This is a genomic window from Microbacterium sp. cx-55, from assembly GCF_021117345.1.
Taxonomy (GTDB): Bacteria; Actinomycetota; Actinomycetes; order Actinomycetales; family Microbacteriaceae; genus Microbacterium.
In genome coordinates this window covers 1,969,823-1,993,210 of sequence record NZ_CP088261.1, presented here as the reverse complement: position 1 = coordinate 1,993,210, position 23,388 = coordinate 1,969,823, and the positions used below count along the sequence as shown (strand labels likewise).

At 69.1% G+C, this 23,388-nt stretch carries 26 protein-coding genes, 1 tRNA gene and 1 other RNA gene; 12 read left to right on the top strand and 16 right to left on the bottom strand.

Annotated elements, in window-relative coordinates; genetic code table 11:
* Positions 1–54 precede the first annotated feature (54 nt).
* The 3 genes from ftsE to smpB all read left to right on the top strand — a co-directional run bounded on the left by ftsE (position 55) and on the right by smpB (position 2,636).
* Positions 55–1,098, top strand: coding sequence for a cell division ATP-binding protein FtsE (gene ftsE, locus LQ938_RS09415; protein WP_223720847.1), 1,044 nt, complete (start codon positions 55–57; stop codon positions 1,096–1,098).
* Entirely contained in the window at positions 1,095–2,009 is a 915-nt protein-coding gene (gene ftsX, locus LQ938_RS09410) for a permease-like cell division protein FtsX (RefSeq protein ID WP_223720848.1), read from the top strand. The genes ftsE and ftsX overlap by 4 nt, the downstream gene beginning before the upstream one ends.
* 150 nt (positions 2,010–2,159) lie before the next feature.
* Complete coding sequence (gene smpB, locus LQ938_RS09405) at positions 2,160–2,636, top strand: SsrA-binding protein SmpB (RefSeq protein WP_223720849.1); 477 nt, start codon at positions 2,160–2,162, stop codon at positions 2,634–2,636.
* 67 nt (positions 2,637–2,703) lie between these two features.
* Here smpB and LQ938_RS09400 read toward each other — a convergent pair whose 3' ends face one another.
* From LQ938_RS09400 to LQ938_RS09390, 3 genes are all read right to left on the bottom strand, one after another.
* Positions 2,704–4,194 (bottom strand): HNH endonuclease signature motif containing protein, encoded by a 1,491-nt coding sequence (locus LQ938_RS09400; RefSeq protein WP_223720850.1) that lies wholly within the window; start codon positions 4,192–4,194, stop codon positions 2,704–2,706.
* A gap of 117 nt (positions 4,195–4,311) precedes the next feature.
* Positions 4,312–4,959, bottom strand: coding sequence for an SIMPL domain-containing protein (locus tag LQ938_RS09395; RefSeq protein WP_223720851.1), 648 nt, complete (start codon positions 4,957–4,959; stop codon positions 4,312–4,314).
* Between the two features lie 51 nt (positions 4,960–5,010).
* The gene (locus LQ938_RS09390) at positions 5,011–5,820 is read right to left on the bottom strand and encodes a siderophore-interacting protein (RefSeq protein WP_223720852.1); all 810 of its coding nucleotides are present in this window, start codon (positions 5,818–5,820) and stop codon (positions 5,011–5,013) included.
* Positions 5,821–6,292: 472 nt separating this feature from the next.
* Here LQ938_RS09390 and ssrA point away from each other — a divergent pair.
* Positions 6,293–6,662, top strand: a transfer-messenger RNA (tmRNA) gene (gene ssrA / locus LQ938_RS09385).
* 132 nt (positions 6,663–6,794) lie between these two features.
* Here the strand turns inward: ssrA and LQ938_RS09380 are convergent.
* The 3 genes from LQ938_RS09380 to LQ938_RS09370 all read right to left on the bottom strand — a co-directional run bounded on the left by LQ938_RS09380 (position 6,795) and on the right by LQ938_RS09370 (position 8,596).
* Positions 6,795–7,448 carry a DsbA family protein gene (locus LQ938_RS09380; protein WP_223720853.1) on the bottom strand — a complete coding sequence of 218 codons (654 nt, stop codon included), beginning with the start codon at positions 7,446–7,448 and terminating at the stop codon, positions 6,795–6,797.
* A gap of 86 nt (positions 7,449–7,534) precedes the next feature.
* Positions 7,535–7,975: a hypothetical protein gene (locus LQ938_RS09375; protein WP_223720854.1), complete on the bottom strand. Its 441-nt coding sequence runs from the start codon at positions 7,973–7,975 to the stop codon at positions 7,535–7,537.
* A gap of 81 nt (positions 7,976–8,056) precedes the next feature.
* On the bottom strand, positions 8,057–8,596 hold the full coding sequence (locus LQ938_RS09370; protein ID WP_223720855.1) for a YaeQ family protein: 540 nt from the start codon (positions 8,594–8,596) through the stop codon (positions 8,057–8,059).
* A 186-nt stretch (positions 8,597–8,782) separates the two neighbouring features.
* Here LQ938_RS09370 and LQ938_RS09365 point away from each other — a divergent pair, with 186 nt between their 5' ends.
* Both LQ938_RS09365 and LQ938_RS09360 read left to right on the top strand, forming a co-directional pair.
* Positions 8,783–10,024, top strand: coding sequence for a serine/threonine-protein kinase (locus tag LQ938_RS09365; RefSeq protein ID WP_223720856.1), 1,242 nt, complete (start codon positions 8,783–8,785; stop codon positions 10,022–10,024).
* Positions 10,021–10,542, top strand: a complete 522-nt coding sequence (locus LQ938_RS09360) for a hypothetical protein (protein WP_223720857.1) — start codon at positions 10,021–10,023, stop codon at positions 10,540–10,542. Before LQ938_RS09365 ends, LQ938_RS09360 begins: the two co-directional genes overlap by 4 nt.
* A gap of 35 nt (positions 10,543–10,577) precedes the next feature.
* Here the strand turns inward: LQ938_RS09360 and chrA are convergent, their stop codons facing one another.
* The gene (chrA, locus tag LQ938_RS09355; protein ID WP_223720858.1) at positions 10,578–11,771 is read right to left on the bottom strand and encodes a chromate efflux transporter; all 1,194 of its coding nucleotides are present in this window, start codon (positions 11,769–11,771) and stop codon (positions 10,578–10,580) included.
* Between the two features lie 134 nt (positions 11,772–11,905).
* Between chrA and LQ938_RS09350 the strand changes: the two genes are divergently transcribed.
* Both LQ938_RS09350 and LQ938_RS09345 read left to right on the top strand, forming a co-directional pair.
* Entirely contained in the window at positions 11,906–12,286 is a 381-nt protein-coding gene (locus tag LQ938_RS09350; RefSeq protein ID WP_223720859.1) for a hypothetical protein, read from the top strand.
* 97 nt (positions 12,287–12,383) lie between these two features.
* Positions 12,384–12,560, top strand: coding sequence for a multidrug transporter (locus tag LQ938_RS09345; RefSeq protein ID WP_223720860.1), 177 nt, complete (start codon positions 12,384–12,386; stop codon positions 12,558–12,560).
* 32 nt (positions 12,561–12,592) lie between these two features.
* Here LQ938_RS09345 and LQ938_RS09340 read toward each other — a convergent pair whose 3' ends face one another.
* Both LQ938_RS09340 and LQ938_RS09335 read right to left on the bottom strand, forming a co-directional pair.
* The gene (locus LQ938_RS09340) at positions 12,593–13,168 is read right to left on the bottom strand and encodes a hypothetical protein (RefSeq protein WP_223720861.1); all 576 of its coding nucleotides are present in this window, start codon (positions 13,166–13,168) and stop codon (positions 12,593–12,595) included.
* Positions 13,165–14,007, bottom strand: a complete 843-nt coding sequence (locus LQ938_RS09335) for an inositol monophosphatase family protein (RefSeq protein ID WP_223720862.1) — start codon at positions 14,005–14,007, stop codon at positions 13,165–13,167. Before LQ938_RS09335 ends, LQ938_RS09340 begins: the two co-directional genes overlap by 4 nt.
* Before the next feature lie 104 nt (positions 14,008–14,111).
* Between LQ938_RS09335 and LQ938_RS09330 the strand changes: the two genes are divergently transcribed.
* Positions 14,112–14,184, top strand: a tRNA-Lys gene (locus LQ938_RS09330).
* Between the two features lie 41 nt (positions 14,185–14,225).
* Here LQ938_RS09330 and LQ938_RS09325 read toward each other — a convergent pair.
* Complete coding sequence (locus tag LQ938_RS09325) at positions 14,226–14,813, bottom strand: TetR/AcrR family transcriptional regulator (protein ID WP_223720863.1); 588 nt, start codon at positions 14,811–14,813, stop codon at positions 14,226–14,228.
* Between the two features lie 4 nt (positions 14,814–14,817).
* Between LQ938_RS09325 and LQ938_RS15465 the strand changes: the two genes are divergently transcribed.
* The 3 genes from LQ938_RS15465 to LQ938_RS09315 all read left to right on the top strand — a co-directional run bounded on the left by LQ938_RS15465 (position 14,818) and on the right by LQ938_RS09315 (position 19,017).
* Positions 14,818–14,940, top strand: a complete 123-nt coding sequence (locus LQ938_RS15465) for a hypothetical protein (RefSeq protein ID WP_263317281.1) — start codon at positions 14,818–14,820, stop codon at positions 14,938–14,940.
* Between the two features lie 40 nt (positions 14,941–14,980).
* Positions 14,981–16,378 carry a DUF2252 domain-containing protein gene (locus LQ938_RS09320; protein ID WP_223720864.1) on the top strand — a complete coding sequence of 466 codons (1,398 nt, stop codon included), beginning with the start codon at positions 14,981–14,983 and terminating at the stop codon, positions 16,376–16,378.
* Positions 16,379–16,500: 122 nt separating this feature from the next.
* Positions 16,501–19,017 carry an MMPL family transporter gene (locus tag LQ938_RS09315; protein ID WP_223720865.1) on the top strand — a complete coding sequence of 839 codons (2,517 nt, stop codon included), beginning with the start codon at positions 16,501–16,503 and terminating at the stop codon, positions 19,015–19,017.
* A gap of 67 nt (positions 19,018–19,084) precedes the next feature.
* On the opposite strand, the gene LQ938_RS09310 is transcribed toward LQ938_RS09315, so the two are convergent.
* The 6 genes from LQ938_RS09310 to LQ938_RS09285 form a co-directional block, all read right to left on the bottom strand.
* On the bottom strand, positions 19,085–19,888 hold the full coding sequence (locus LQ938_RS09310; protein ID WP_223720878.1) for an SDR family NAD(P)-dependent oxidoreductase: 804 nt from the start codon (positions 19,886–19,888) through the stop codon (positions 19,085–19,087).
* The gene (locus LQ938_RS09305; RefSeq protein WP_223720879.1) at positions 19,885–20,211 is read right to left on the bottom strand and encodes a DUF6510 family protein; all 327 of its coding nucleotides are present in this window, start codon (positions 20,209–20,211) and stop codon (positions 19,885–19,887) included. Before LQ938_RS09305 ends, LQ938_RS09310 begins: the two co-directional genes overlap by 4 nt.
* Positions 20,208–20,933 carry a ferredoxin reductase gene (locus LQ938_RS09300; RefSeq protein ID WP_223720880.1) on the bottom strand — a complete coding sequence of 242 codons (726 nt, stop codon included), beginning with the start codon at positions 20,931–20,933 and terminating at the stop codon, positions 20,208–20,210. The genes LQ938_RS09305 and LQ938_RS09300 overlap by 4 nt, the downstream gene beginning before the upstream one ends.
* Positions 20,930–21,523 carry a sulfite oxidase-like oxidoreductase gene (locus tag LQ938_RS09295; protein WP_223720881.1) on the bottom strand — a complete coding sequence of 198 codons (594 nt, stop codon included), beginning with the start codon at positions 21,521–21,523 and terminating at the stop codon, positions 20,930–20,932. Before LQ938_RS09295 ends, LQ938_RS09300 begins: the two co-directional genes overlap by 4 nt.
* A gap of 177 nt (positions 21,524–21,700) precedes the next feature.
* Positions 21,701–22,930: an MFS transporter gene (locus LQ938_RS09290; protein ID WP_223720882.1), complete on the bottom strand. Its 1,230-nt coding sequence runs from the start codon at positions 22,928–22,930 to the stop codon at positions 21,701–21,703.
* A complete protein-coding gene (locus LQ938_RS09285) occupies positions 22,927–23,361 on the bottom strand; it encodes a MarR family winged helix-turn-helix transcriptional regulator (protein WP_223720883.1) in 435 nt (144 codons plus the stop codon). The genes LQ938_RS09290 and LQ938_RS09285 overlap by 4 nt, the downstream gene beginning before the upstream one ends.
* Between the last annotated feature and the right edge of the window lie 27 nt (positions 23,362–23,388).

Sequence of the window (23,388 nt, the reverse complement as noted above, 5' to 3'; positions counted from 1 at the left end):
GCCCCGGGTGTCGCGGACGGCATCCGGAAGAGCCGCGCTTAGGCTGACACAGCCATGATCCGGTTCGAAAACGTCACCAAGCGGTATCGCGGCACCTCTCGACCTGCTCTGCAGAGCGTCGACTTCGAGGTGCAACGCGGAGAGTTCGTCTTCCTCGTCGGGGCGTCCGGGTCGGGGAAATCCTCGTGCCTGCGACTCATCCTGCGCGAGGACGTCCCGAGCGAAGGGCGTGTCGTCGTGCTCGGACGGGACCTCCGCAGCGTCCCGAACCGCAAGGTTCCCTACTTCCGTCGCCACGTCGGTTCGGTGTTCCAGGACTTCCGGTTGCTGCCGACGAAGAACGTCTTCCAGAACGTCGCGTTCACGCTGCAGGTCATCGGCTCCTCGCGCGGGTTCATCCAGCAGGCCGTCCCCGAGGCGCTCGCGCTCGTCGGCCTCGACGGCAAAGAGAAGCGGCTGCCGCACGAACTCTCCGGCGGAGAACAGCAGCGCGTCGCGATCGCGCGCGCACTGGTGAACCGTCCCCAGGTGCTGCTCGCCGACGAGCCGACCGGAAACCTCGACCCCGCGACATCCGTCGACATCATGCAGTTGCTCGCCCGCATCAACGCGGGCGGCACGACCGTGCTGATGGCGACCCACGAGGCCGGATTCGTCGACCAGATGCAGCGACGCGTGATCGAGCTGAAGAACGGCGAGATGGTGCGCGACGAGCGCCACGGCGGCTACGGCGATACGTCCGGCATCCCGCGCCTCGCGCCGCAGGTCGAGCGGGGTGCGGCGGCGGTCGCGGCCCTCACCGCCGTGCTCGAGGTGCACCGCGAGATCGCCGAGACCGGTCAGGTCGAGCCGATCACGCTCGATGCCGCGGTCGCGGCGACCGAGCAGGCGGCGATCGTCGAGCCCGTCGCGCAGGCTCAGCAGCAGGCGGATGCGGATGCCGCGGCATCCCTCGCCGAGAAGCTGCCCGACGCTCAGAAGCCCATCACGCGCCCCGTGCCCGTGGCCGACATTCCGGAGGTCGAGGTGAACGAGCTCGGGCTCGCGGACCGACTCGGTCTCGGCGGATCGGAAGACGAAGTGGGGCCCACCCGATGAGGTTCGGACTGATCACGGGGGAGGCCCTCAGCGGGCTCCGCCGCAACGCCTCGATGGTCATCTCGGTCGTGCTGGTGACGTTTGTGTCGCTGACGTTCGTCGGCGCCGCGATCCTCATGCAGATGCAGATCGGCAAGATGAAGGATTTCTGGGCGGACCGCGCCCAGGTCGCCGTCTACATGTGCGCGAGTGTGTCGACCGCGACCACGTGCGACGGCGGCGTTGCCACGCAGGATCAGATCGACGCCGTGACCGCTCAGCTGACCGGCCCGACGTTGTCGCCGCTCATCCGTGAGTACACGTTCGAGACGAGCGAACAGGCGTACGAGAAGGCGATCGATCAGCTCGGCGCCGAGTACGAGAGCATCATCACGCCCGACCAGATCAACGCGACGTTCTCCATCAATCTCAACGACCAGTCGAAGTCCGATGTGATCGCCGAGGCCTTCGGCGGGACGAGCGGTGTCGAGGAGGTGAAGGACCAGCTGCAGTACCTCGAACCGCTGTTCTCGGCGCTGACCGTGGCCACCTACATCGCGGTCGGGATCGCCGGCCTGATGCTGATCGCCGCCGTGCTGCTCATCGCGACCACCATCCGACTGTCGGCATTCGCGCGTCGAAAAGAGCTCGGCATCATGCGATTGGTCGGCGCCTCGAACAGATTCATCCAGACACCGTTCATCCTCGAGGGCGTGTTCGCCGCCCTCATCGGATCGGCGCTCGCGAGCGTCGGCGTGTGGGCGACGGTCGAGTTCGGCGTCAACGGCTATCTGCGTGAGCGCATCACCTTCGTGACGACATGGGTGGACTACGGGGATCTCGCGGTGGTGATCCCGGTGCTCATCGTGATCGGTGTGGTGCTCGCGGCGCTGTCGGCAGGTTTCGCGATCAGGCGTTGGTTGCGCGCGTAGCCCCTTCACGCGGCCGGTTCTCGGACACGCGCCCGCGGGGCGTGATGCGGCATCGCCGGGTGCATCCGCGCCGGGGTGCGCTGCGGCATCCGCCCCTTGCTAGACTGATGGGCTGCCGTGCGATCGCTCGGCGCTGATGAGGAGAAGGTCATGCCCAGGGAACGCGGAGAGAAGGTCATCGCGACCAACCGCCGCGCACGGCACGAGTACGAGATCGACAAGACCTATGAGGCCGGGCTCGTCCTGACCGGCACCGAGGTGAAGTCACTCCGTCAGGGCCGGGCGAACCTGAGCGATGGCTACGCCTACATCGACGGTGGGCAGGCGTTCCTCGACGCGGTCAACATCCCGGAGTACTCACAGGGGCATTGGACGAACCACTCGGCGAAGCGCACCCGCAAGCTGCTGCTGCACAAAGAAGAGATCATCAAGATCTCCCACGCGGTATCGGCCGGCGGCTACACCCTCGTTCCGCTGAAGCTGTACTTCCTCGACGGCCGCGCGAAGGTCGAGATCGCGGTCGCGAAGGGCAAGCGCGAGTTCGATAAGCGTCAGACCCTGCGTGAGCGGCAGGACAAGCGCGAGGCCGAACGTGCCATGCGCACGAAGAACCGACTCGGCGAGTAGAGGATCGGGCCGAGCGGCAGCGCCGATCAGGGTGACCTCCGCCGTTGGCTCTGAGTGGTAACGCCGATCACGGTGGCGCACCGCCGCTGGCTCTGAGTCTGGCCCACTCCCGGATCGCCGACCGCCCTCCGGGTCGCCATGCCCGGTGGGCGTCTATCCATCCGGGTGGTCGCACCCACGGCACGCCGCGACGCATCTCGATCTCCCACCCGCCGGTCTCGATCGTGCGGTGATGGTGCCAGCACAGCAGCACGCCGTTGTCGGTGTGAGTGGGTCCGCCCCGTGAGTGCTCGTGCACGTGATGGATCTCGCACCATGCGCCGGGAACGTGGCATCCGGGAATGACGCACTCGCCGTCGCGTACCGTGATCGCCCGGCGTTGCGCTGCGGAGAAGACCCGGAGGACGTTGCCCAGCTCGATGATTCGGCCGTCGGGTGACAGCACGAGCCGCTGCACGGCCCCCAGGCAACCGATGTGTCGGGCGACGGATGCAGACACCGGCGCGCCAGTCTGTGCGCCGCCCTGCAAGAAGGCGAGGCCGCGCGGGGCGGCCAGCTGATCGGGAGTGGCCGCGACGATGAGCGTGGGCGCGGCTCCACCGAGACGCGGCATGCTGTCGTGCGCAGCCGCGTTCGTCAGCACGCCAGCCAGCGCATCATGGCGCTTCTGTGCGGGAGTGCGTCGTTCGGGATCGTCGCGGAAGATACCGGACTCGTGCGGAGAGGCGTCGGCGTCACCCGCCCGCGTGCCACCGGACGCATCCGTCTCACCGGTGACGAACCGCGGCCCGTCGCCGACCTTCGGGTTGAGGAACGCGTCGAGCAGACGCTGCAACTGCGCCGCAACCTCGGGGAGCAGAGCGCCGCGCACCGGCACCGTGCCGTTGCGCTCGCGACCGAGCGACAGAGCGCGCTCGCGGTTGCCTCGCTCGTCGGGCAGGGCGCCGTCCTGATCGAGGAACAGTGCCCAGGTCTGCGCCATCAGACGCACGTCGTCGGCGGTCTCACCCGCGAGCGCCGCCGCGACGAGCTCGCACTCGGCCGTCCGAACCGGGTCGGTGCCCGCCATCGCGTCGACCGCGTGCCCGCGCTCGAGCACCGGTGCCAGGTAACTGACGATTGCGGCGGCCGCATCCGTCGACAACGCTCCGGATGCGAGCGACTCACGCACGGAAGGAAAGGCGCCCGGGAGGAGCTCGCCGGTCAGGGTGAAGGTTGACTGGACGCGGGTCGCGAGTTGGATGCGGGCGCGAGCGGTCTGGCCCGAGACGAGCGCCGCGCGCTCCAGCACTTCGGCCGGGGTGCGGCAGCCGCGTTTCGCGGAAAGCCGCTCGGGTCCGAGCGTGGCCCGCGAGCGCTCGACGACTTCTCCCGCGGCGAGGACGCGGAGGCCGTCGACCGCTCGCCCCAGACATTCCGCATCCTGGACGAGCGACAAGAGGGCATCGTCGCTCATCGCGGCGAGTGCCCGTGGATCGATGAGGGGCGCCACCGACTCGCTCAGCAACCCGCTCACCGCGGTGAGCGGGAGGGGGAGCGTGGGAACCGTCGCGGTCATTCCTCCATTGTGACGAGGGGGTCAGACATTCACTCGACGGGTTATCTCCAGGTCAAAGCATGAAAAGTTGTGGATAAGTCGGCCCTGATCGAAGCCTGTGGAGGAGGAGTCAATCGCTCAGTGCGCGATGAAGCGAGCGTCGACCGCCGCGCTCACGACGACGTCTTCGGGGCGCAGATCGACGCCGCCCGCATCCGCCGCCATCGAACGCATCAGCTTCGAGGAGGGGGTCGTGCCGTCTCCGCCGAGCAGGCCCACGTCGGCGATAGCGACGGGCGTCACGGAGCTGAGCGCGAGCGCGGACGCGTACGCGGCCGCGCGATTCACGGCGTCGAGCACGGCGGATGCGGCCACCCGGTCGCGAGCCGCGCCCGCGGTCAGTTCGCTGAGCTCCCATGTGACGGCGTCGATCTGCGTGCCGTCGAGGATGGATACCTCGTCGACCCAGGCGGAAAGAGCCGCCGGGTCAGCGAAGTTCGCGGTGATCTCGACCGACGCGTGATGCACCGGGTCGAGCTTCGCGCCGTCGGGCGCCCAGGGCCGTTCCGTCCAGACGTTCGCGCGAGAACTGGTCCACCGAAGGAGTGCGCCGCTCTCACGGCGTGCGTCGAGGTCGGCACGGACGGGGTGGGCGATCTCGGCGAGCTCCTCGATGACTCGGGGCCGGTCGGAACCTTCCACGCGGATCGTGGCGCGGACGATGCCGACCTCCGCCGCGAGTCGTTCCTCGTGTTCGCCGCGGACCGTGATGGTGACGTCGCTCATGCCGCGACTCTACGCGGCGCTGCCGATCGCGCTGCGGATCGACCCGTGACCTCAGGCCGGGAAGATCTGACCCACGGGCAGCCGCTTCTCGGCCTGGAAGGCGTCTTCGGTGCGTCCGGCGGCCCAGTACGCGGACAACGAGAGCTCGGTGCGCGCGACGCCGCGAGCGGTGAAGAGGGGGCGGAGGGCCTTCATGGCGCCGCGTTCGCCGTGCGCGAAGACCTGCACGCGTCCGGCGGGCCAGGGGAGGGCCTCGACCACGGTGACGAGATTCGCGCCCGGTGCATCGTGCTGCTCGTCGACCCAGGTCACGTTGCCGGCGAGCGTGACTCGATGAGCTGTCGAGCGCGTCTCGATGAGCGCGATCGCGCTGACACCGGACGGCAGCGACTCGAGCGCCGAGGCGATCGCGGGGATGGCGGATTCGTCGCCGATCAGCACGCGCTCATCGGCGTCGAGGTCGGGGGAGTATCCGCCGCCGGGCGACGACATCGTCAACCGGTCGCCGGGCTGGGCGGATGCGGCCCAGGGCCCCGCGACCCCCGTGTCGCCGTGCACGACGAAGTCGATGTCGATCGTCCGTCGGTCGTGGTCGACCTGGCGGATCGTGTATGTGCGAACGGTGGGGAGCTGGTCGAACGGCACCTGCTCGCGGAGAGCGGCGAGGTCGTAGGGCGGTTTCAGCGTGCTGCCCTCGGGCGGGAAGTAGAGCTTCGCGTACTTGTCGGTCTCCGGCCGGTCCGGGAAGGCGGAGAACTGCTCGCCGCCGAGCGTCACCCGGACGAGTCCCGGTGTGAGCCACGCCGTCTCGAGAACGTCGAGGGTGGTCTGTGCGGACGGGGTGCGGGGCGAGGGGATCATCGCATCGATCGTATCGCCGGGCGGATGCGGGGTGGCCGGTTGATCGCGGATGCGGTGGGGCCCGGCCCGGAGCGAGGAGATCTGCCGGAGCGAGGACCGAATCGGCCGCATCCGTCCTCGCTCGGGCAGATCACCTCGCCGCGGGCGGACGGGGTTGGCCCCGGCTCTCGAGACGAGGGCCCGGACGGCTGCCGGGGCGGATGCGGGGACGGTGGACCCGGCGGTTCCGACCGGCCCGGAGCGAGGAGATCTGCCGAAGCGAGGACCGAATCAGCCGCATCCGTCCTCGCTCGGGCAGATCACCTCGCCGCGGGCGGACGGTGAAACGTCGAGGCCGGCGCGCGCCCATCGGACCGCGACGGCGGGAATGGCGGGGGACCCGCATCCGTTGTACGGTAGAACGCTCGGGTGCTTCGGTGGCCGAGGTGACAATTCCACAGCGTGACAGTGGCCCCTTCGGAAGAAGGATCACGGGGATGATCGGTTTCGACATTGCTTGTGAATCTGCGAGAAGCGGGCCGAGGATGCAGGGTTATCTCGTAAACGCTCCCTGCAAAACCATAAGTGCCGAAACCAAGCGCACTGACTTCGCCCTCGCTGCGTAAGCGAGCCCGATAGTCCGTCAGACCGTGTGTGATCCCGCCACGGACCCTGGCGTCATTTAGGGATCTTGCTGAACGATGGCGTCTGGACGTCGTTCGGGACTCTTCCCAGGCTGGGCTCGTCGACTTAGGTGTCTGTGACAAAGGTCGGAGCCGAGCAGAACGTCTGCACAGACTGCGCCCGGAGAAAACGCCGTATTGCAGCGATGGACGGGGGTTCGATTCCCCCCATCTCCACTCAGTCACTGTCACAGAAGAGGGCCTCGGACTCGCAATCACGCGAATCCGAGGCCCTGTTTCGTCGCCTCAGCGATGATTGGGCCGCGGCACACTCATGAGCGGACTCGACCCCTCACGAGCGGGCGCGGCGCCTCACGGCGCGAGCTCCGCGTCGATCGCGTCGGTCACATCCGACCACTGCGTCAACTCGGTCAGTTGCCTGCCGTTGACGAAGAAGGTGGGCGTGCCCGACACTCCCAGGGCGCGACCGTCGGCGAAGTCCGCCTGGACGCGAGCGAGCGTGTCGGGATCGGCCACGGCGCGGTCGTACTCGGTCATGTCCAACCCGAGGTCTTCGGCGAACGTGCGGAACACATCCGCCCGCGACTCTCCTGCCTCGCCCCAGTCCGCCTGGGACTGGAACAGGGCGTGGTACATCTCCTCGAACGCGCCCTGCTGACCCGCCGCCTCCGCCGCGAGTGCCGCGTTCGTCGAGTTCACGTGACCGGGCAGCGGAAAGTACCTGACGACGTAGGTGATCCTTCCGACGTAGTCCGCGCGCAACTGCTCGACGTACGGGTACGCGGCGCCGCAGGCCTCGCACTCGAAGTCGAGGAACTCGACCACCGTCACCGCTCCTTCGCCGCCGCGATCGAGCACGCGGGAGTCCTCGCGCACGACACTCGCCGGGCCCGCCCCGCTTTCCGCCGGCGCCGGGCGGTTCACCGCCATCCAGATCGCCGCGACCAGAACCAGCACCACCACGACCGCACCCGTCACCCACAACGGCTTCACATAATTCCGCACAACATTCCTCGACTTTCGATCGCTACCGCACCTGAACGTCCTCGCACCGAGGACACCGGACCGCCCCGCGAGCGGGGTCCGGGCGCTCAGGTACGGCTGATCGACAGCTGAGTCAGAGTCAGCGCGGGAAGGACCGGGAACGACGGCCGATACGGACGCGGCGCACCGCGCGGCGACGTCGCGACGAGCGCGCGGTGAGCGGTCCTTCTCCCCGCGAAAGTCAGAGCGAGGAGCAGGATGCTGCAGCACGCGGCGATGATGAGGCAGCCCGCGCTCCACAGCGCCGATGAGTCACTCGATGAGACGATCACGTGCTCGCCTACGGCGACAACGTGCTCACCCGCGGCGACGACGTGCTGACCCGCCACGGCGACCGTCGCAGCGGTCGGTGCGCGGTCGACATCGTGGTGCCCGAGGGGAGCGGCGGCGCTGAGCGCCAGGAGCAGAAGCGCAGCCGTCACGAGTTCTATCGCCATCCGCACCCCGTAGCCTCGCTGGCGAGGTCGGTGATCCGCGGTGAGAGACATCTCCGCAAGTCTACGAGCGAGAGCTGCGGGCGGTGATCTCTTCGCAGTCCCCTTACCGCCGCAACCCCCGCGCGCTCCCGCTCAGGCCACGGGCTGCGCGTGCACGTCGGACTCGACGCTGGTGCCGTTCAGATCGAGGTAGAGGTGACGCTCGGTGATCGACACCGTCATCGTGTTGCGTCGCTCGAGCACACGCGCCGCATCCTCCACGAACCCGGGATCGAAGCTGTAGAGCGTGATCTCGTCGGCGCGGTGGATGCGTTTGCCCGCCCACGGCGCCGACACCTTCGCGGGATCGCGGTGCGTGTAAACAGCGGTGCGCTCGGCCTGCGCGCTGCCGAAGTGCAGGCGTGCCGCATCCGGTGCTCCGATCTCGATCCACGAGAGAATCGCGCCGGTCAGATCGCGCACCAGCACGGCGGGCTCGTCGGTCGTCGAGATGCCCTCGCTGAACGCGATGCCCTCTTCGAACTCGAGGCAGTACGCGAGCACGCGGGTCAGCATGAACGCGGCGGTCTCGGACGGATGCCGGGCGACCCGCAGCGAGAGTTCTTCGTAGACGCCGCGGTCGACATCGGCGAGGTTGACCGTAAACGTGTGGATCGTTGCGCCGGCAGCCATAACCCTCTAGCCTACGCGGCGCCGTGCGGCGGCCGAACCGCGCGGCACGGCGGTCGTGCGTGTCAAGGGCGCCCCGCACCCCGCGGCCGATGTGAGAAAGTCTCGAAGGGACGCCGCACACGCGCGCGTCGACGACGACGCGACCGGGTGCCGGTCAGGACGCTCGATGAGCAGGAGAGGATCGATGTGGGGGAGGACACCGCAACAGCGCCCCTGGATCCGCGTGACGGCGCCCTTGCGGGCCGCTATCACCTCGGCGAGGTGGTCGGCCAAGGGGGTTTCGCGCGCGTGTTCCGCGCGCACGACCTGATCCTCGGCCGGACGGTCGCGATCAAGCAGTTCTCGACGAGCATCGAACCGCGCGACCGCGGACGGATGCGTACCGAGACGCTGCTGCTGGCCTCGCTCACGCACTCATCGCTCGTGACGCTCTTCGACGCGGAACTCGACGCCGACCCGCCGTACCTCGTCATGGAATACATCGACGGCCCGACGTTGCGCACCCACCTAGAGACGCACGGAGCACTCTCGTCGACGGATGCGGCGCGCGTCGCCAGCGACCTCGCCGGCGCGCTCAGTGTCGTGCACGCGCGCGACATCGTGCACCGCGACCTCAAGCCGTCGAACGTGCTCATGCGCCCGTCGCACGTGGACGGCCAGACCCCGACCGCGACCCTGGCCGACTTCGGTATCGCCTCGCTCGTCGACGCCACACGTGTGACGGCGACCGGGACGGTCGTGGGAACCGCGGCCTACCTCAGCCCCGAACAGGTGCGGGGAGCGGCACCCGCCACATCCGCCGACATCTACTCGCTCGGACTCGTGCTGATCGAGACGCTCAGCGGTCGCGCGCCCTACCCGGGGAGCGCGCCGGTCGAATCCCTCGTAGCGCGCCTCACCCAGCCTCCGCCCATTCCCGACGGCATCGGGCCGGCGTGGCGCCAGTTGCTGACCGCGATGACGACGATCGCCCCCGACAGCCGCCCGTCCGCGGACGAGGTCGCGGCCGAAGCGCGCCGGATCGCCGCCCGGCCCGACGACGCGAGCGAACCGCAGGCGACGCTCGTCTTGCCGGCCGCGCCCGGAACCGCGTCGACCGCTCTGCTCTCCGCGACACCGGGGCCCGTGGCGCCGGAGCTGCCGACGCGCCCCGACCTTCCGACCGCGGTCACCCCGGCGGCGCAACCCGCCGAACGCGACAGTCCGTCGCGCCGTCGCTCCGGCGACGTCCCGGGCACGGGTGCGCCTCGGCGCGCGCGCCGGACCGCGGTTCTCCTCACGATCGTCGTTGCGCTGCTCGCCTCGGGGATCGCAATCGCCTGGGTCGCCTCGGCCAACCCGGCTCCCGCTCCGGCGCCGTCCTTCCCGACCCTGCCCGACCCGATCAACACGCACATCGACGAACTCTGGAACGAGGTGTCGCCGTGAGGGCTCACCGGCGTTACACCGCGCTCCTTCTGATCGCGGCCGGGACGGCCGTCTTGACCGGCTGCCAGCCCGGCGCGTCGACGACGCCCATGCAGACGTTCGTCGTCGACACCGCGGACCAGATCGCGGCGGGCGACACCGCCGCGGCCGCCTCGACGCTCGATGCCCTGGACGCCGAGGTGAGCCGCGCCCTCGCGGCCGGCGAGATCGACGCTGCGGAGGCAGACCGCATCCGTGCCGCGATCGCGGTACTCCGCGCCGACCTGGCCGCCCTGACGTCGGACGATGCCGGAACCACCGACCCGGACGTGACCCCCGTGCAGACGACCGATCCCGAAGAGACGACGGATCCCGACGACGCAGTCGACACGCCGGCGCCCGTGGTCACTCCCAGCGAAGAGTCCGACGACTCCGATGATGCGCCCGGCAACAGCGGCAACGCCCCGGGCAACGGGGGCACCGCACCCGGCAACGACAAGCCCGACAAAGACAAATCAGGAAAGAACGACGGCCAGTGACGCCCGGCCGATGACCCGCGGTCAGCAACCGTTGGTCAGCCGCTGATGACCGCGCCGAGCATCCCGGCGATCGCGCTGAGCAGCCCGACGATCCACGGTGCGGCACTCCACCGCGTGAGCAGCACGAACCCGACGAGAGCGAGCGCGAGGGGCGCGGCTCCGGTGATCGAAGTGACGAAGAGCGGGTCGTAGAGGGCGGCCGCGAGGATTCCGACCACGGCCGCGTTGGCGCCGCGGAGAAGCGGGGGAGCCCATGACCGCGTGCGCAGTCGGTCCCAGAACGGCAGCACGCCGAGCAGCACGAGGAAGCCGGGAAGGAACGCCCCCGCGAGAGCGAGAAGCGCTCCCGCGATGCCGCCCGGGCCGACGTCGGCGAGAACGCCGAGGTACGCGGAGAAGGTGAACAGTGGGCCGGGAACGATCTGCGCGACGCCGTACCCGGCGAGGAACTGATCCGCGCTGACCCAGCCGGTCTGCACGACCTCGGATTCGAGGAGGGGCAGGAAGACGTGGCCTCCGCCGAAGACGAGCGAGCCCGCGCGGAAGAATCCGTCGAGCAGTCCGATCGCGCCGGAGCCCGTCCATGACGCGAGCAGCGGGAGCGCGATCAACAGACCGACGAATGCGCCCAGACACACGGCGCCCGCGCGCCGCGAGATCCCGAGGCGTGCGCCGGTCGCGGGCACCTCCTGGGTGGTTCGTCGGCAGAGCACGATTCCGGCCGCCGCGCCCAGGATGATCGCGGGAATCTGGCCGATCGTGCTGCCGAGGAGAAGGACGAGAAGAGCCGCCCCCACGGCGATTCCCGCTCGTGCCTTGTCGGGGGTCAGAGTACGGGTCATGCTCCACACGGCCTGTGCGACGATCGCGACCGCGGCCACCTTCAGTCCCGCGATAGCGCCCTCGCCGACCGGGCCGCCGATCAGCGACGACCCGGAGGCGACGGCGACCATCAACACCGCCGAGGGCAGCGTGAACGCGATGAACGCCGCGAGCGCCCCCCGCAGGCCCGCGCGCGAGTAGCCGAGCGCGAATCCCACTTGGCTCGATGCCGGGCCGGGCAGGAACTGGCAGAGCGCTACGAGCTCGCTGTAGTCAGCGTCGCTCAGCCAACGACGTCGCTCGACGAACTCGGTCCGGAAGAATCCGAGGTGGGCGATGGGGCCGCCGAAAGACGTGAGCCCCAGCTTTCCGAAGGCGGCCCACACCTCTCGCGTCGATTCCCGCATCCTTCCAGCACACCAGCGCGGCGTGAACGGGCAGTGAATGAGGTGCTGCGCGGACTCGCTGACCTTCCAGGTGCGCTGCGTGGTCCATCCGTGCAGCGCCGGCCTCCGGGGATCGTGCCGCTAGAGTCGGCAGCGTGTCGCCCCACTCTTGGTTCGTCGAACCCGACCGCGCGAGCATCAGCGCCGATCAGGTCGGCGCGTTCTTCGCGAAAGCGATTCCCGCCGGCCGCTGCGAGTTCTGGTTCGAGCGAGACGACGGCCTCGTGCTCGGGTTTCTCACGAACACCTCGCGGGCACTCGTGATGCTCTTGGCCGACGCAGATGATCCCGGGGAACATGCGGTCAGTCCGACGGCGAGCCCCGCGGTCAGCAGCGGATTCCGGCTGCAGAACGGTCAGGAGGATAGCTATCCGGATGCGGACACGCTGCCGATCGATTCTGCGATCGACGCGGCGGAGCATGTGATCCGCTGTGGCGAATGGCCGACGGAAACGGTCGTTCTCTCGGATCGATGAGTCATGACGGTGTCGGGACGAGCCGCGCGACGCGGACGGGTCGCACTCCGTCGTCAAGGCCCGACCGCGGGTCGCCTCCCCGCCGTAGCGTGGGGGAATGGACACCACGAACGACATGACGGATGACGAGAAGCGCCACGACCAGTTGACCGCCGCACCGAATGCCACCGAAGAAGACGCCAAGCCGCGGATCGTCGTCAGCGAGCACGACGGCGTGAAGCGCATCGACATCGCCGAAGACGCCGCGGTGCGCCCAAGCGATCCTCGGGACTGACCCGAGTACCCGAGGGCCCGCGCGCTCCCGGCTCAGGCCGGGGGATCGATGAGGACGAGGCTCTGCTTGGTGTCGGCCATCGTCACCCACCCGTCGCCGAACTCGTAGGTCAGGCCGTACCCGTCTTCATCCGTCGAGACCGCCGTCTGCGGATCTTCGGTCAGGTAGGTGCCGTTCGGGTCGTCGACCCGCAGCCAGCCTGCCGCGAGCAGTTCGGTCTGGGCGGCGTCGGCATCCGATCCCGAAATGGGCGCCCACGCGAAGATCTGTACGTGGTCGGATGCGACGGAGTAATCGCCCCATACGCACGAGATGCCGTCACTGATCGTGCGCTCGCCCACGCGGAACACATCCTGCTTGTACGTCCAGTTGTGCGAGGCGAACTCGTCTTGGATCGACGTCGGGATGAGGTTCTCACAGGTGACCGCGGTCGCTGCCGCGGTCGGTGTGGTGGTGGCGCTCGCGACCGGGGCAGGGGCCGTGGTCTGCACGGGTGCCGCCGTGGTGACGGCAGGAGCCGCGGTGTCGCCGCCCACGCAGCCGGCCAGCAGAAGACCGGATGCCGCGACGAGGGCGGCGAGCGGTGCGAGGTGAAGACGACGGGTCATGGGGTGGGCTCCGTTGCGGGGCTCTGCTCGAAGAAGTCGAGGAAGGGGTCGTGCAGGATGCGGTTGGTGGCGAGCACCGAGAGCTCGGACAGCGAGTCCGAACCGCTGAACGCCGTCATTCGGCCGCCGGCTTCGGTGATGATCGGATGCAGCGCCGCGATGTCGTACTCCTTGACACCGAACTCGGCGACCATCTCCAGGCGTCCTTCGGCGAGCAGCATGTACGGCCACGCGTCGCCGTACCCGCGGTCGCGCCACACGGCGCGTGACAGGCGGACGACGTCGTCGACGCGGCCGACTTCATCCCACTGCGCGATGCTCTGGAAGCTGACGCTGGAGGCGGCGATCGTGTCGACGCTCGAGGTCTGCAGGCGTTTCGGCGTGCCGTCGACCACGGTCCACGCGCCGTCGCCCTCGGCGGCCCACCATCGCCGCGCGATGGAGGGCTGACTGACGACGCCCACCCGCGGAACCCCGTCCACGACGAGCGCGATGAGCGTCGCCCAGATGGGAACGCCCTTCAGGTAGTTCGCAGTGCCGTCGATCGGGTCGATGATCCACTGCCGGGTGCTCTCTCCCTGCAGTCCGAACTCCTCGCCGAAGATCGCGTCGTCCGGGCGCTCAGTGGCGAGGATGCCGCGGATCGCGCGCTCGGTCGCGAGGTCGGCTTCGGTCACATGGGTCGAGTCGGCCTTGGTGCGGATGTCGAGATCCGCGGCGTCGAAGCGTGCCATCGACGTGCGGTCGGCCGCATCCGCCATCCGCAACGCGAGGTCGAGATCTGCGGCGAATGCTCCCCGCGCGTTCACAGCGGAATCGGCGGGGGAGTCGAGGCTCATGAGGAAAGAATAGCGGGCGACGGCGACCTCGATTGGCGCAGGCGGCGTCGGGGATGCTAACGTTGACCCTCGGTTCGGAAGTTCACTATCCGCTCCGAAATCACGCACCTCTAGCTCAATCGGCAGAGCAACTGACTCTTAATCAGTGGGTTCTCGGTTCAAGTCCGAGGGGGTGCACGGATTAGCCTCGTCGACTCTCGCCAGTCGTCGGGGCTTTTTCATTTCTGCTCTGCGGTGGCACCCGTTGCGCCCCATCCTTCGCCGGGTCCGATCAGCACGCGCCACAGCCACTCCGCCGCGGTATCGGTGCCGGGCAGCGGATCGCGTGCCAGCCAGGCGATCAGCACGCCGAACGCGCTGCCGGCGATGCCGGACGCGACGATGTCGAGGGGAAGGCCGGGGAACGCATCGGGCTTCGCGAGCGGCACCGTATCGAGCACGATCTGCTCGATCTGCCCACGCAGACGCGCGGCCACGAGCGGTGAGCCGTGTTCGCCGAGCACCAACCGGTAGACCGCCGCGTTCTCCGCGATGTGCGCGAGATAGAGGAAGAGCTCGTGCGGAATCGTCGCGCCGTCCGTCGGCGGGCGCACGCGCAGCGTCTCGGAGAGTTGGTCGACTTCTGACTCGAGGGCGTCGGCGAGCAGGATCTCTTTGTCGGCGTAGTGCTGATAGAAGCTGCTGCGGTTCACGCCTGCACGCTCGACGATGTCGGCGACCGAGATATCGTCGAGCGCACGTTCCCGAGCCAGGGTCAGGAGCGCGCTCTCCAGACTCGCGCGGGTGCGGGATGCTCGAGGGTCCATGGTGATGATTCTGCCCTCATCGGGGCGACAGGCGATGCTGACCACGCACCGCGCGCGTCCCGCCGAGGTGGGAGGATGCTCGCAGGTGCCGGCATCCGCGCGCCGCTGCATCCGTGACGCACCGTGAGATTCCGCTGGGGCGAGCGGGCCGGAGACGGGGGAGAACGATGACGTCATTCGACGAACGTCGCGCACGAGGCGCGGCCGCACGCCGCCGCCTGCCGCGGTCGGGGCACGGCTCCTGGCGCCGGCCGCCGGGGGCGACGGACCCGATCGCGCTGCTGGAGGAACAGGCGTCGACTCGCGTGCCCGAGCTCGTGCCGATCCGGTACGGACGGATGCAGGTCTCCCCGTTCACGTTCTACCGCGGCGCCGCGCTGATCATGGCGTCGGACCTCGCCTCCCAGCCGCACTCCTGGCTGACCGTGCAGCTCTGCGGCGACGCGCACCTGACGAACTTCGGGGTCTTCGGCACCGCGGAACGCAACATGGTGTTCGACATCAACGACTTCGACGAAACGCATCCGGGTCCGTTCGAGTGGGACCTCAAGCGGCTCGTGGCGAGCTTCGAGGTCGCCGGCCGACACCGCGGATTCTCGGATGCCGACCGCCACGCGATCGCTCTCACGGCGGCGCGCGCGTACCGCGAGCACATCCGGGTCGCCGCTTCGGGCACCGTGCTCGACGCCTGGTACGACCAGCTCGACGTCGAAGAGATGCTGCGCTGGCTGCGCGGCGAGAAGCGAGCCAAGCGTGCGCGGTCGAAAGAGGTGACGCAGGTCGAGAACCTCATCGCCAAAGCGCGTACTCGCGACAGCATGCGCGGTTTCACGAAGCTGGTCGAGTTCGACGGCTCGGAGCTGAAGTTCCGTGCCGATCCTCCCCTCCTCGTGCCGATCGAAGACCTCGCCGACCGCGCGACGGTCGACCGGCAGGAGTCGATCATGCGCGACCTGCTGCGCTCCTACCAGGCCACCCTGACGAGCCCGCGCCACCCGCTCGACGAGTTCACGTACCTGCACATGGCCCGGAAGGTCGTGGGTGTCGGCAGCGTCGGAACCCGCGCGTGGATCGTGTTGCTCCAGGGGCGAGATCAGAACGATCCCCTGCTGCTGCAGGCGAAAGAGGCCGAGGCCTCCGTGCTCGAACGGTTCCTCGGTGACAGCGTGTACGACAGTCACGGCGAGCGCGTCGTTCGCGGTCAGCGGCTCATGCAGGCTGCCGGCGACATCTTCCTCGGATGGCAGCGCGTCACGGGGCTCGACGGGCAGAACCGCGACTTCTACGTGCGGCAGCTGCACGACTGGAAGGGATCGGTGAACGTGGACCGGATGGCAGTACCCGGCGCGCGCCTCTATGCGCAGCTGTGCGGCGAAGCCCTGGCCCGCGCGCACTGCCGCTCGGGAGACCGCGTAGCCATCGCCGCCTATCTCGGGAGATCCGACACGTTCGATCGTGCTATCGCCGCCTTCGCGAAGGACTACGCGGACCAGAACGACGCCGACTTCGCCGCCTTCGAGGCGGCCGTCGGGAGCGGACGACTGGTCGCTCAGCCCGGCCTGTGACCCACCGCGCAGGGTGGCGCGTTCACTGAGAGTTCTCCGACATCTGTCGGATCAGCGACATCTGTCGGATATCCTGAGCGCGGCCCGACGACGTGCCCGCTCATTCTCGTGAAAGGCATGTCGTGGCACAGCTTCTCTACCGCCTAGGGCGCTTCTCTGCGCGCCGGGCGTGGTTCGTTCTCGTCGGGTGGGTGCTCGTCCTCGGCCTCGCCGGCGGCGCATTCGTCGCCTTCGGCGGTTCGCTCGCCTCCAGCTTCAGCATCCCGGGCACCGAAACGGAGCGGGTGACCGACAGCATGCGCGACGAGCTGCCGGATCTGACCGGCGCCAGCGCATCGGTCGTCTTCCAGGCGGAGGATGGCGCGTTCACGGATGCGCAGAAGTCCGACATCGCCGCGCTCCTCGAGGACGTCGCGACGATCGACGACGTCTCCGCGACGCTCGACCCGTTCGCGACCGAGGCGCAGCGCACCGAGCAGGCCGACACGCTCGCGGCCGGCGAGCAGCAGCTGCAGGACGGGCGGGCGCAGCTCGACGACGCACGTGCCCAGCTCGACGCCGGTCAGCAGCAGCTCGATGCCGCGATCACCCAGGCGCAGGCCGCGGGGCTCGCCGAGAGCGCTGCACCCCAGTTCGCCGCGCAGCAGGCCCAGCTCGACGCCGGACGCGCGCAGCTCGAGGAGAGCGCGGCCACGCTCGCCGCGCAGGCGCCGCAGCTGGAGGACGGGCAGACGTTGCTCGACGCTGCATCCGCCATCCGCACCGTCTCCGAAGACGGATCGACCGCGATCGCGACGGTCTCGTTCGACGAAGACATGTTCACGCTCTCCCAGGAGACGAAGAGCGAGGTTGCCGCCGCACTCGACGCCGCGAACATTCCCGGCGTCAGCGTCGACTACTCCTCGACCATCGCCTCCTCGACCGACGGACTGATCGGTCCGGGCGAGATCATCGGCGTCGTCATCGCCGCGCTGGTGCTGCTCATCATGATGCGCGCGCTCCTGCCGGCCGTCACACCGCTGATCAGCTCGATCATCGGCGTGGGCGTCGGTGTCGCAGGCTCGCTCGCCTTCTCGGGCGTCGTCGACATGGCCTCCGTCACACCGATCCTCGGCATCATGCTCGGCCTCGCCGTCGGCATCGACTATTCGTTGTTCATTCTGAACCGGCACCGGAAGCAGCTGCTGACCGGCCTCGATGTGCAGGAGTCCATCGGGCTCGCGAACGGCACCGCGGGTAACGCGGTCGTCTTTGCCGGCACGACCGTCATCGTCGCGCTCGTCGCGCTGCTCGTGACCGGCATCCCGTTCCTCGGCGTGATGGGTGTCGTCGGCGCCGCGTGCGTGGCCGTCGCCGTGCTCGTGTCGATCACCGTGACGCCGGCTCTTCTCGGACTCATGAAGAACCGGGTTCTGCGCCGCGGCGTGCGCTCGCAGATCGGCCACGCCGATCACGCGCCGCGCCCGCCGCGTGCCATGCGCACGCCCCGCGCGCTGGGTGCGGCCGCGCTCGCGATCATCGCCCTGCTCGTCATCGCCATCCCCGCGCTGTCGATGCGTCTGGGTCTTCCCGACGGCTCATCGGAGGCGACCGACACGACGCAGTACCGCGCGTTCACGGCCGTCACCGAGGAGTTCGGGGCCGGCCAGAACGGACCGCTGCTGGTCGTCGCGACGACGCCCTCTGCGGTCGCGGAAGACGATCAGGTCGCGGTGCAGGCCGACATCGTCACCGAGCTGATGAACCAGGACGGCGTCGTGGCTGTCGCCCCGGCCGCGGTATCGGATGACGGCACGTTCTTCGCCTTCCAGGTCGTGCCCGCCGATGGCCCCACGAGCGAGACGACGGAGACCCTGGTGCGCGACCTCCGCGGTCTGTCGCCCCTCGACGGATCGGCCGTCGGCAGCGACGCGCTCTCCGGCGACATCGCTCTCGGCGTCGCCGGCCAGGCATCCGGCAACATCGACGTCTCCGAGAAGCTCGCGAACGCCCTGCCGTTCTACCTTCTCGTCGTCGTCGGGCTGTCGCTGATCATCATGCTCGTCGTGTTCCGCTCGATCCTCGTGCCGCTGATCGCGACGGCGGGGTACGTTCTCTCGCTCTTCGCCGCGCTCGGCGCCGTGACGGCGATCTACCAGTGGGGCTGGCTGTCCGGGATCTTCGGCGTGCACGACCCCGGACCCGTGCTGAGCTTCGGGCCGATCATCATCATGGGCGTGCTCTTCGGTCTCGCGATGGACTACCAGCTCTTCCTCGTCTCGGGCATGCGCGAGGCGTACGTGCACGGATTGCCGGCCCGTGAGGCGGTCGTCGCCGGAGTGCGCAACGGTCGCGCGGTCGTCACCGCGGCGGCGATCATCATGATCTCGGTGTTCGGCGGATTCGTCTTCAGCCACCTCGGCATGGTGCGTCCGCTCGGGTTCGGCCTCGCGATCGGCGTGCTCTTCGACGCCTTCATCGTGCGGATGGTGCTCGTTCCCGCGCTCATGCACCTGCTCGGCCGCTCCGCGTGGTGGCTGCCGCGCTGGCTCGACCGCATCCTTCCCAACGTCGACGTCGAGGGTGCCGCGCTCGAACGCGCCCACCCGGCGCACGCGGCTACGACCCCTGCGGACGACGCGGTGGTCGCTGCCCGCTAGGGCCTCTGAAGCGACGGAGGGCGGATGCGGCGCGAGCGCCCGCATCCGCCCTCCGTCGTCTTGGTGGTCAGGGCAGGATGGCGTCGACGTAGCCGCCGTCGGCGCGCAGGGCACCGCCCGTGGTGCCGGATGACAACGGCGACGCGAGGTAGGCCACCATGTTCGCGATCTCGATCGGCTCGAGCAGACGCCCGATGAGCGACTGGGGGCGTTGCGTGCGCATGAACTCGCGCTGTGCGTCGTCCCACGGAAGATCGGGGTCAACGAGGGAGTACACGAAGTCCTCCACGCCGGGCGTGTGCGTGGGGCCCGCGATCACGGTGTTGACGGTGACCCCGGTGCCGGCCGCCTCCTTCGCGTAGCCGCGAGTGAGGGCGAGGAGCGCCGTTTTGGTGACGCCGTAATGGATCATCTCCTTCGGCGTCACGATCGCCGAGTCGCTCGCGATCGTGATCACCCGACCCCAGCTCTGCGCGGTCATGGCGGGCAGAGCGAGGCGCGTGAGTCGCGCCGCCGACAGCACATTCACCTCGAAAGCGCGGCGCCAGGTGTCGTCGTCGATCTCGAGTGCGGGGATCGCTTCGAAAATGCCGAGGTTGTTCACCAGGACGTCGACTCGGCCCGCTTCGTTCATGAGCTGCGCCGCGCCCTGCTCGGTGGTGACGTCGGCCGCGATCCCGCGCACGCGGAGTCCGAGATCTGCGTCGATCTGGTCGACCGCGGCGGCGACGCGGCTCTCGCCACGCCCGTTGACGACCACATCCGCACCCGACTCGGCGAGGCGGCGGGCGATGGCGTTTCCGATGCCCTGCGTCGACCCCGTGACGAGGGCGGTGCGACCGGTCAGATCGAGAGCAAGTGACGTCGTCATCGAGAGACCTCCGGCGAAAGGACGGATGGATGTGGCGTGTCGAGCTGGGCGAGTGCGGCGATCCGCACCGAAACGCCGTCGGGGGCGCGAACGAGCGTGAGGAGGGTACGGGTGCACGCGCGGCAGCGCACGATCGCGCAGCGGCCATCGTCTTCGACGACGGTGCCGCCGAGCGGACCCGCGACACCGCAATGCCCGCACGTCAACACGAGGACCGAGGGGTCCACCGAGAACACGTCCGCGAAGACTCCCACGACCGCGTTGCCGTCGAGCTGACTGACGCCGGTATCCGCGCCGTCCGGTACGGGATGGATGGTCGTCATGACAGCCCTCCGAATCGTTCGGTGCGCACGCGCGCGGGGTCATAGCCGTGCTGCACGAGAAGATCGGCCGAGGCTTCGACGAAGCCGGTCGGCCCGCAGACGAACGCGAGCGAGCGACGATCGACGGGCCAGACGGCGTCAGCGAGGACGGACGCTGACAACCGCCCGGGCGTTCCGGCCCACGCATCCGGCGCCGTGCGCGTGTAGGCCCAGGTGAGATCGAGCCCGTCGGCCCGGAGCTGCTCGAGCTCGTCGCGATACATCGCGTCGTCCGCGGATCGCACCGAGTAGAGCAGCCGGAACGGTGCTGCCTCCGGTCGCCGTGCGCGCGCACGGGCCATCGCGAGGAGCGGCACGATGCCCGAGCCGCCCGCGACGAGCTGGACGGGGGAGGGGTCGGTCGGGTCCCACACGAAGTAGTTACCGAGGGGCCCCTTCACTTCCAGGGCATCGCCGGGCAGAACATCGTCGACGAGATACGGCGACACCTCGCCGTCAGGAACACGATCGACGGCCAACTCGACGAGAGTGCCCGCTCCGGAGCTGGCGATCGAGTACGAACGCTCCGCCTGGTAGCCGTCCTCCGCCGTCAAACGGATGTCGAGGTGCTGGCCGGGCAGATTTCCCGGCCAATCCGGCACGCGAACCTGCAGGATGCGGGCGTGCGACGTGCTCTGCACGACCGCTTCGACCAGGCCGGGCAGCCAACCGCCGACGATCACCAGTAGCGCTCCTCGAGCCACGGGTCGCCGTGCGTGTGATACCCGTTCTGCTCCCAGAATCCGGGGTCGTCGTGCTTCTGCATCGTGAGCCCGGTGACCCACTTCGCGCTCTTCCAGAAGTACAGGTGCGGCACGAGCAGGCGCGCGGGGCCGCCGTGCTCCGGGTCGAGGGGCTGACCGTCGAACTCGAACGCGACCCAGGCTTTGCCGCCGCGCAGGTCGTCGAGCGAGAGGTTCGTCGTGTACCCGCCGTACGAGTGCACCATGGCGTATCCGAAGTCGGTGTCGACCGCGGCCAGGAGGGTGTCGAGAGAGACCCCGCGCCACGAGGTGCCGAGCTTCGACCACCGCGTGACGCAGTGGATGTCGGTGTGCACGTCTTCGATGGGCAGATCCATCAGCTGCGACCACGACCAGGTGGTGTCGGGGCCTTTCTCGGTGCGGATGCGGAACGACCACTGGTCGAGCGGCACGCGCGGGGTCGGGCCCGCAGACAGGACCGGGAAGTCGTCGGTGAGGTACTGGCCGGGCGGAAGGGACGGATCGGGCGTGCGGCGGCGTGCTCCGAAACCGCGGGTGAACTCAGCCATGGCGTCCTCTCGTCCGGGTGCCCTTCGCGTTCACTCTAGAACGTCGCCCGCCGACCCGCCCGAAGACCGCGAGACCGCATCCGGGGGTTCAGACAGCTGTCGTAAGCCGCTGTCTCGAAGCCCGGATGCTGTCTCGCGGTCATGAGCGAGGTGGCGGGGAGGGGCGGGAGCGGGGTGTCAGGTCGCGTCGCCGACGAGGACTGCGGCGGCCTCCTCGGCGGCATCCGCCTCCCGGACGTCGATGCGGCCGAGGGAACCGCGACCGAGGGCGATCGTGGCGGTCGCGATCAGCACGGCGGCCGCCGCCACGAAGTACGGCACCGTGGCGTTGAACGCGTGCCACAGGAGCGCGGCGAGCGGGGGAGCAACGGCGCCGCCGAGGAAGCGCACCGCCGAGTAGGCCGACGATGCGACCGAGCGGGGCAGGTCGGTCGCCTCCATGACCGCCTCGGTGAGCACGGTGTTCATGACGCCGAGGAGCAGTCCGCCGACGACGATCGACGCGACCAGGGCCGCGGGGGTCGCCACGAGGAGCCCGCCCGCCACGAGGTCGACCGCGAGCAGCGGCAGGATGACGAGCATCACGGTCGTGCGACGGAAGAAGCGCAGCAGCAGAGGGGCGACCCACACGCTCGTGATCGCGAGGGCCACGCCCCATCCGAAGAACGTGAACCCGATGCCCATCGCCCCGAAGCCGAGCGGGAACGGCGAGAACGCCAGCAGCGTGAAGAAGCCGATGTTGTAGAACAGCGCGGTGACCGCGAGGATCGCGAGCGCGGGCTGGCGAAGCGCTCGGAACGGCGCGGAGAGCGCCACCGGACGGCGTTCCTCGCGCGGGCCGCGCAGCAGCACCAGCACCGCGACGAAGGCGATCGCCATGAGCGCGACGACACCGAAGAACGGGCCGCGCCAGCTGACCTCGCCGAGCAGGCCGCCGAGGAGCGGTCCGATCGCGATGCCGATACCGAGGGCGGCCTCGTACAGCACGATCGCGGCGCTGCTGCCGCCGCTCGCGGCGCCGACGATGGTCGCGAGCGCGGTGGAGATGAAGAGCGCGTTGCCGAGTCCCCATCCGGCGCGGAACCCGATGATGGCGTCGACGCTGCCGCTCAGCGCGCACATCAGTGCGAACACCACGATCAGCGCGAGACCGATCAGCAGCGTCGCCTTCGCGCCGATGCGACTCGAGATCCAGCTCGTGACGAGCATCGCAAGGCCCGTGACGAGTAGGTAACTCGTGAAGAGCATCTCGGTTTCGACCGGGGTCGCCTGCAGCGAGTCCGCGATCGCGGGGAGGATCGGGTCGACGAGTCCGATTCCCATGAACGCGACCACCGAGGCGAACGCGACCGCCCAAACCTGCGCCGGCTGCCGCCAGATCGTCGAAGAACCGGAGTGGCCGCTCATCGTGCTGCTCCTGCCGAGATCGCCGTGCGGGACATCAGGATGTGCGAGGCGCGCTCGAGGGCCTGCCATTCCTCGTCGTCGAGGTCATCGAACAGCGGCGCGAGCGCTTGGCCGAGCTGAGTGCGCCACTCGTCCATGGCGGCGGCGCCCGCATCCGTGATCGCCACGATCGTCACGCGGGAGTCCTCGCTGTCGCGTTCGCGCCGCACGAGCCCGGCCTCGTCGAGGATGCCGACGAGGCGGGTGACGCCCGGCTGCGTGGTGCGACTCGCGCGAGCCAGTTCACCGATGCGCTGCGGGCCCTCCTTCTGGAGGATGCTCAGCGCGCGCCACTGCGCGGCCGGCGCCTCATTGTGGTTCGTGATGGCGGCCACGCGGGTGAGCGCGTGCGCGGCGATGACGATCCTCTCGATATCCTCTGCTCGTGTCATACCCGAAGTATATACCTTTGGTATGTA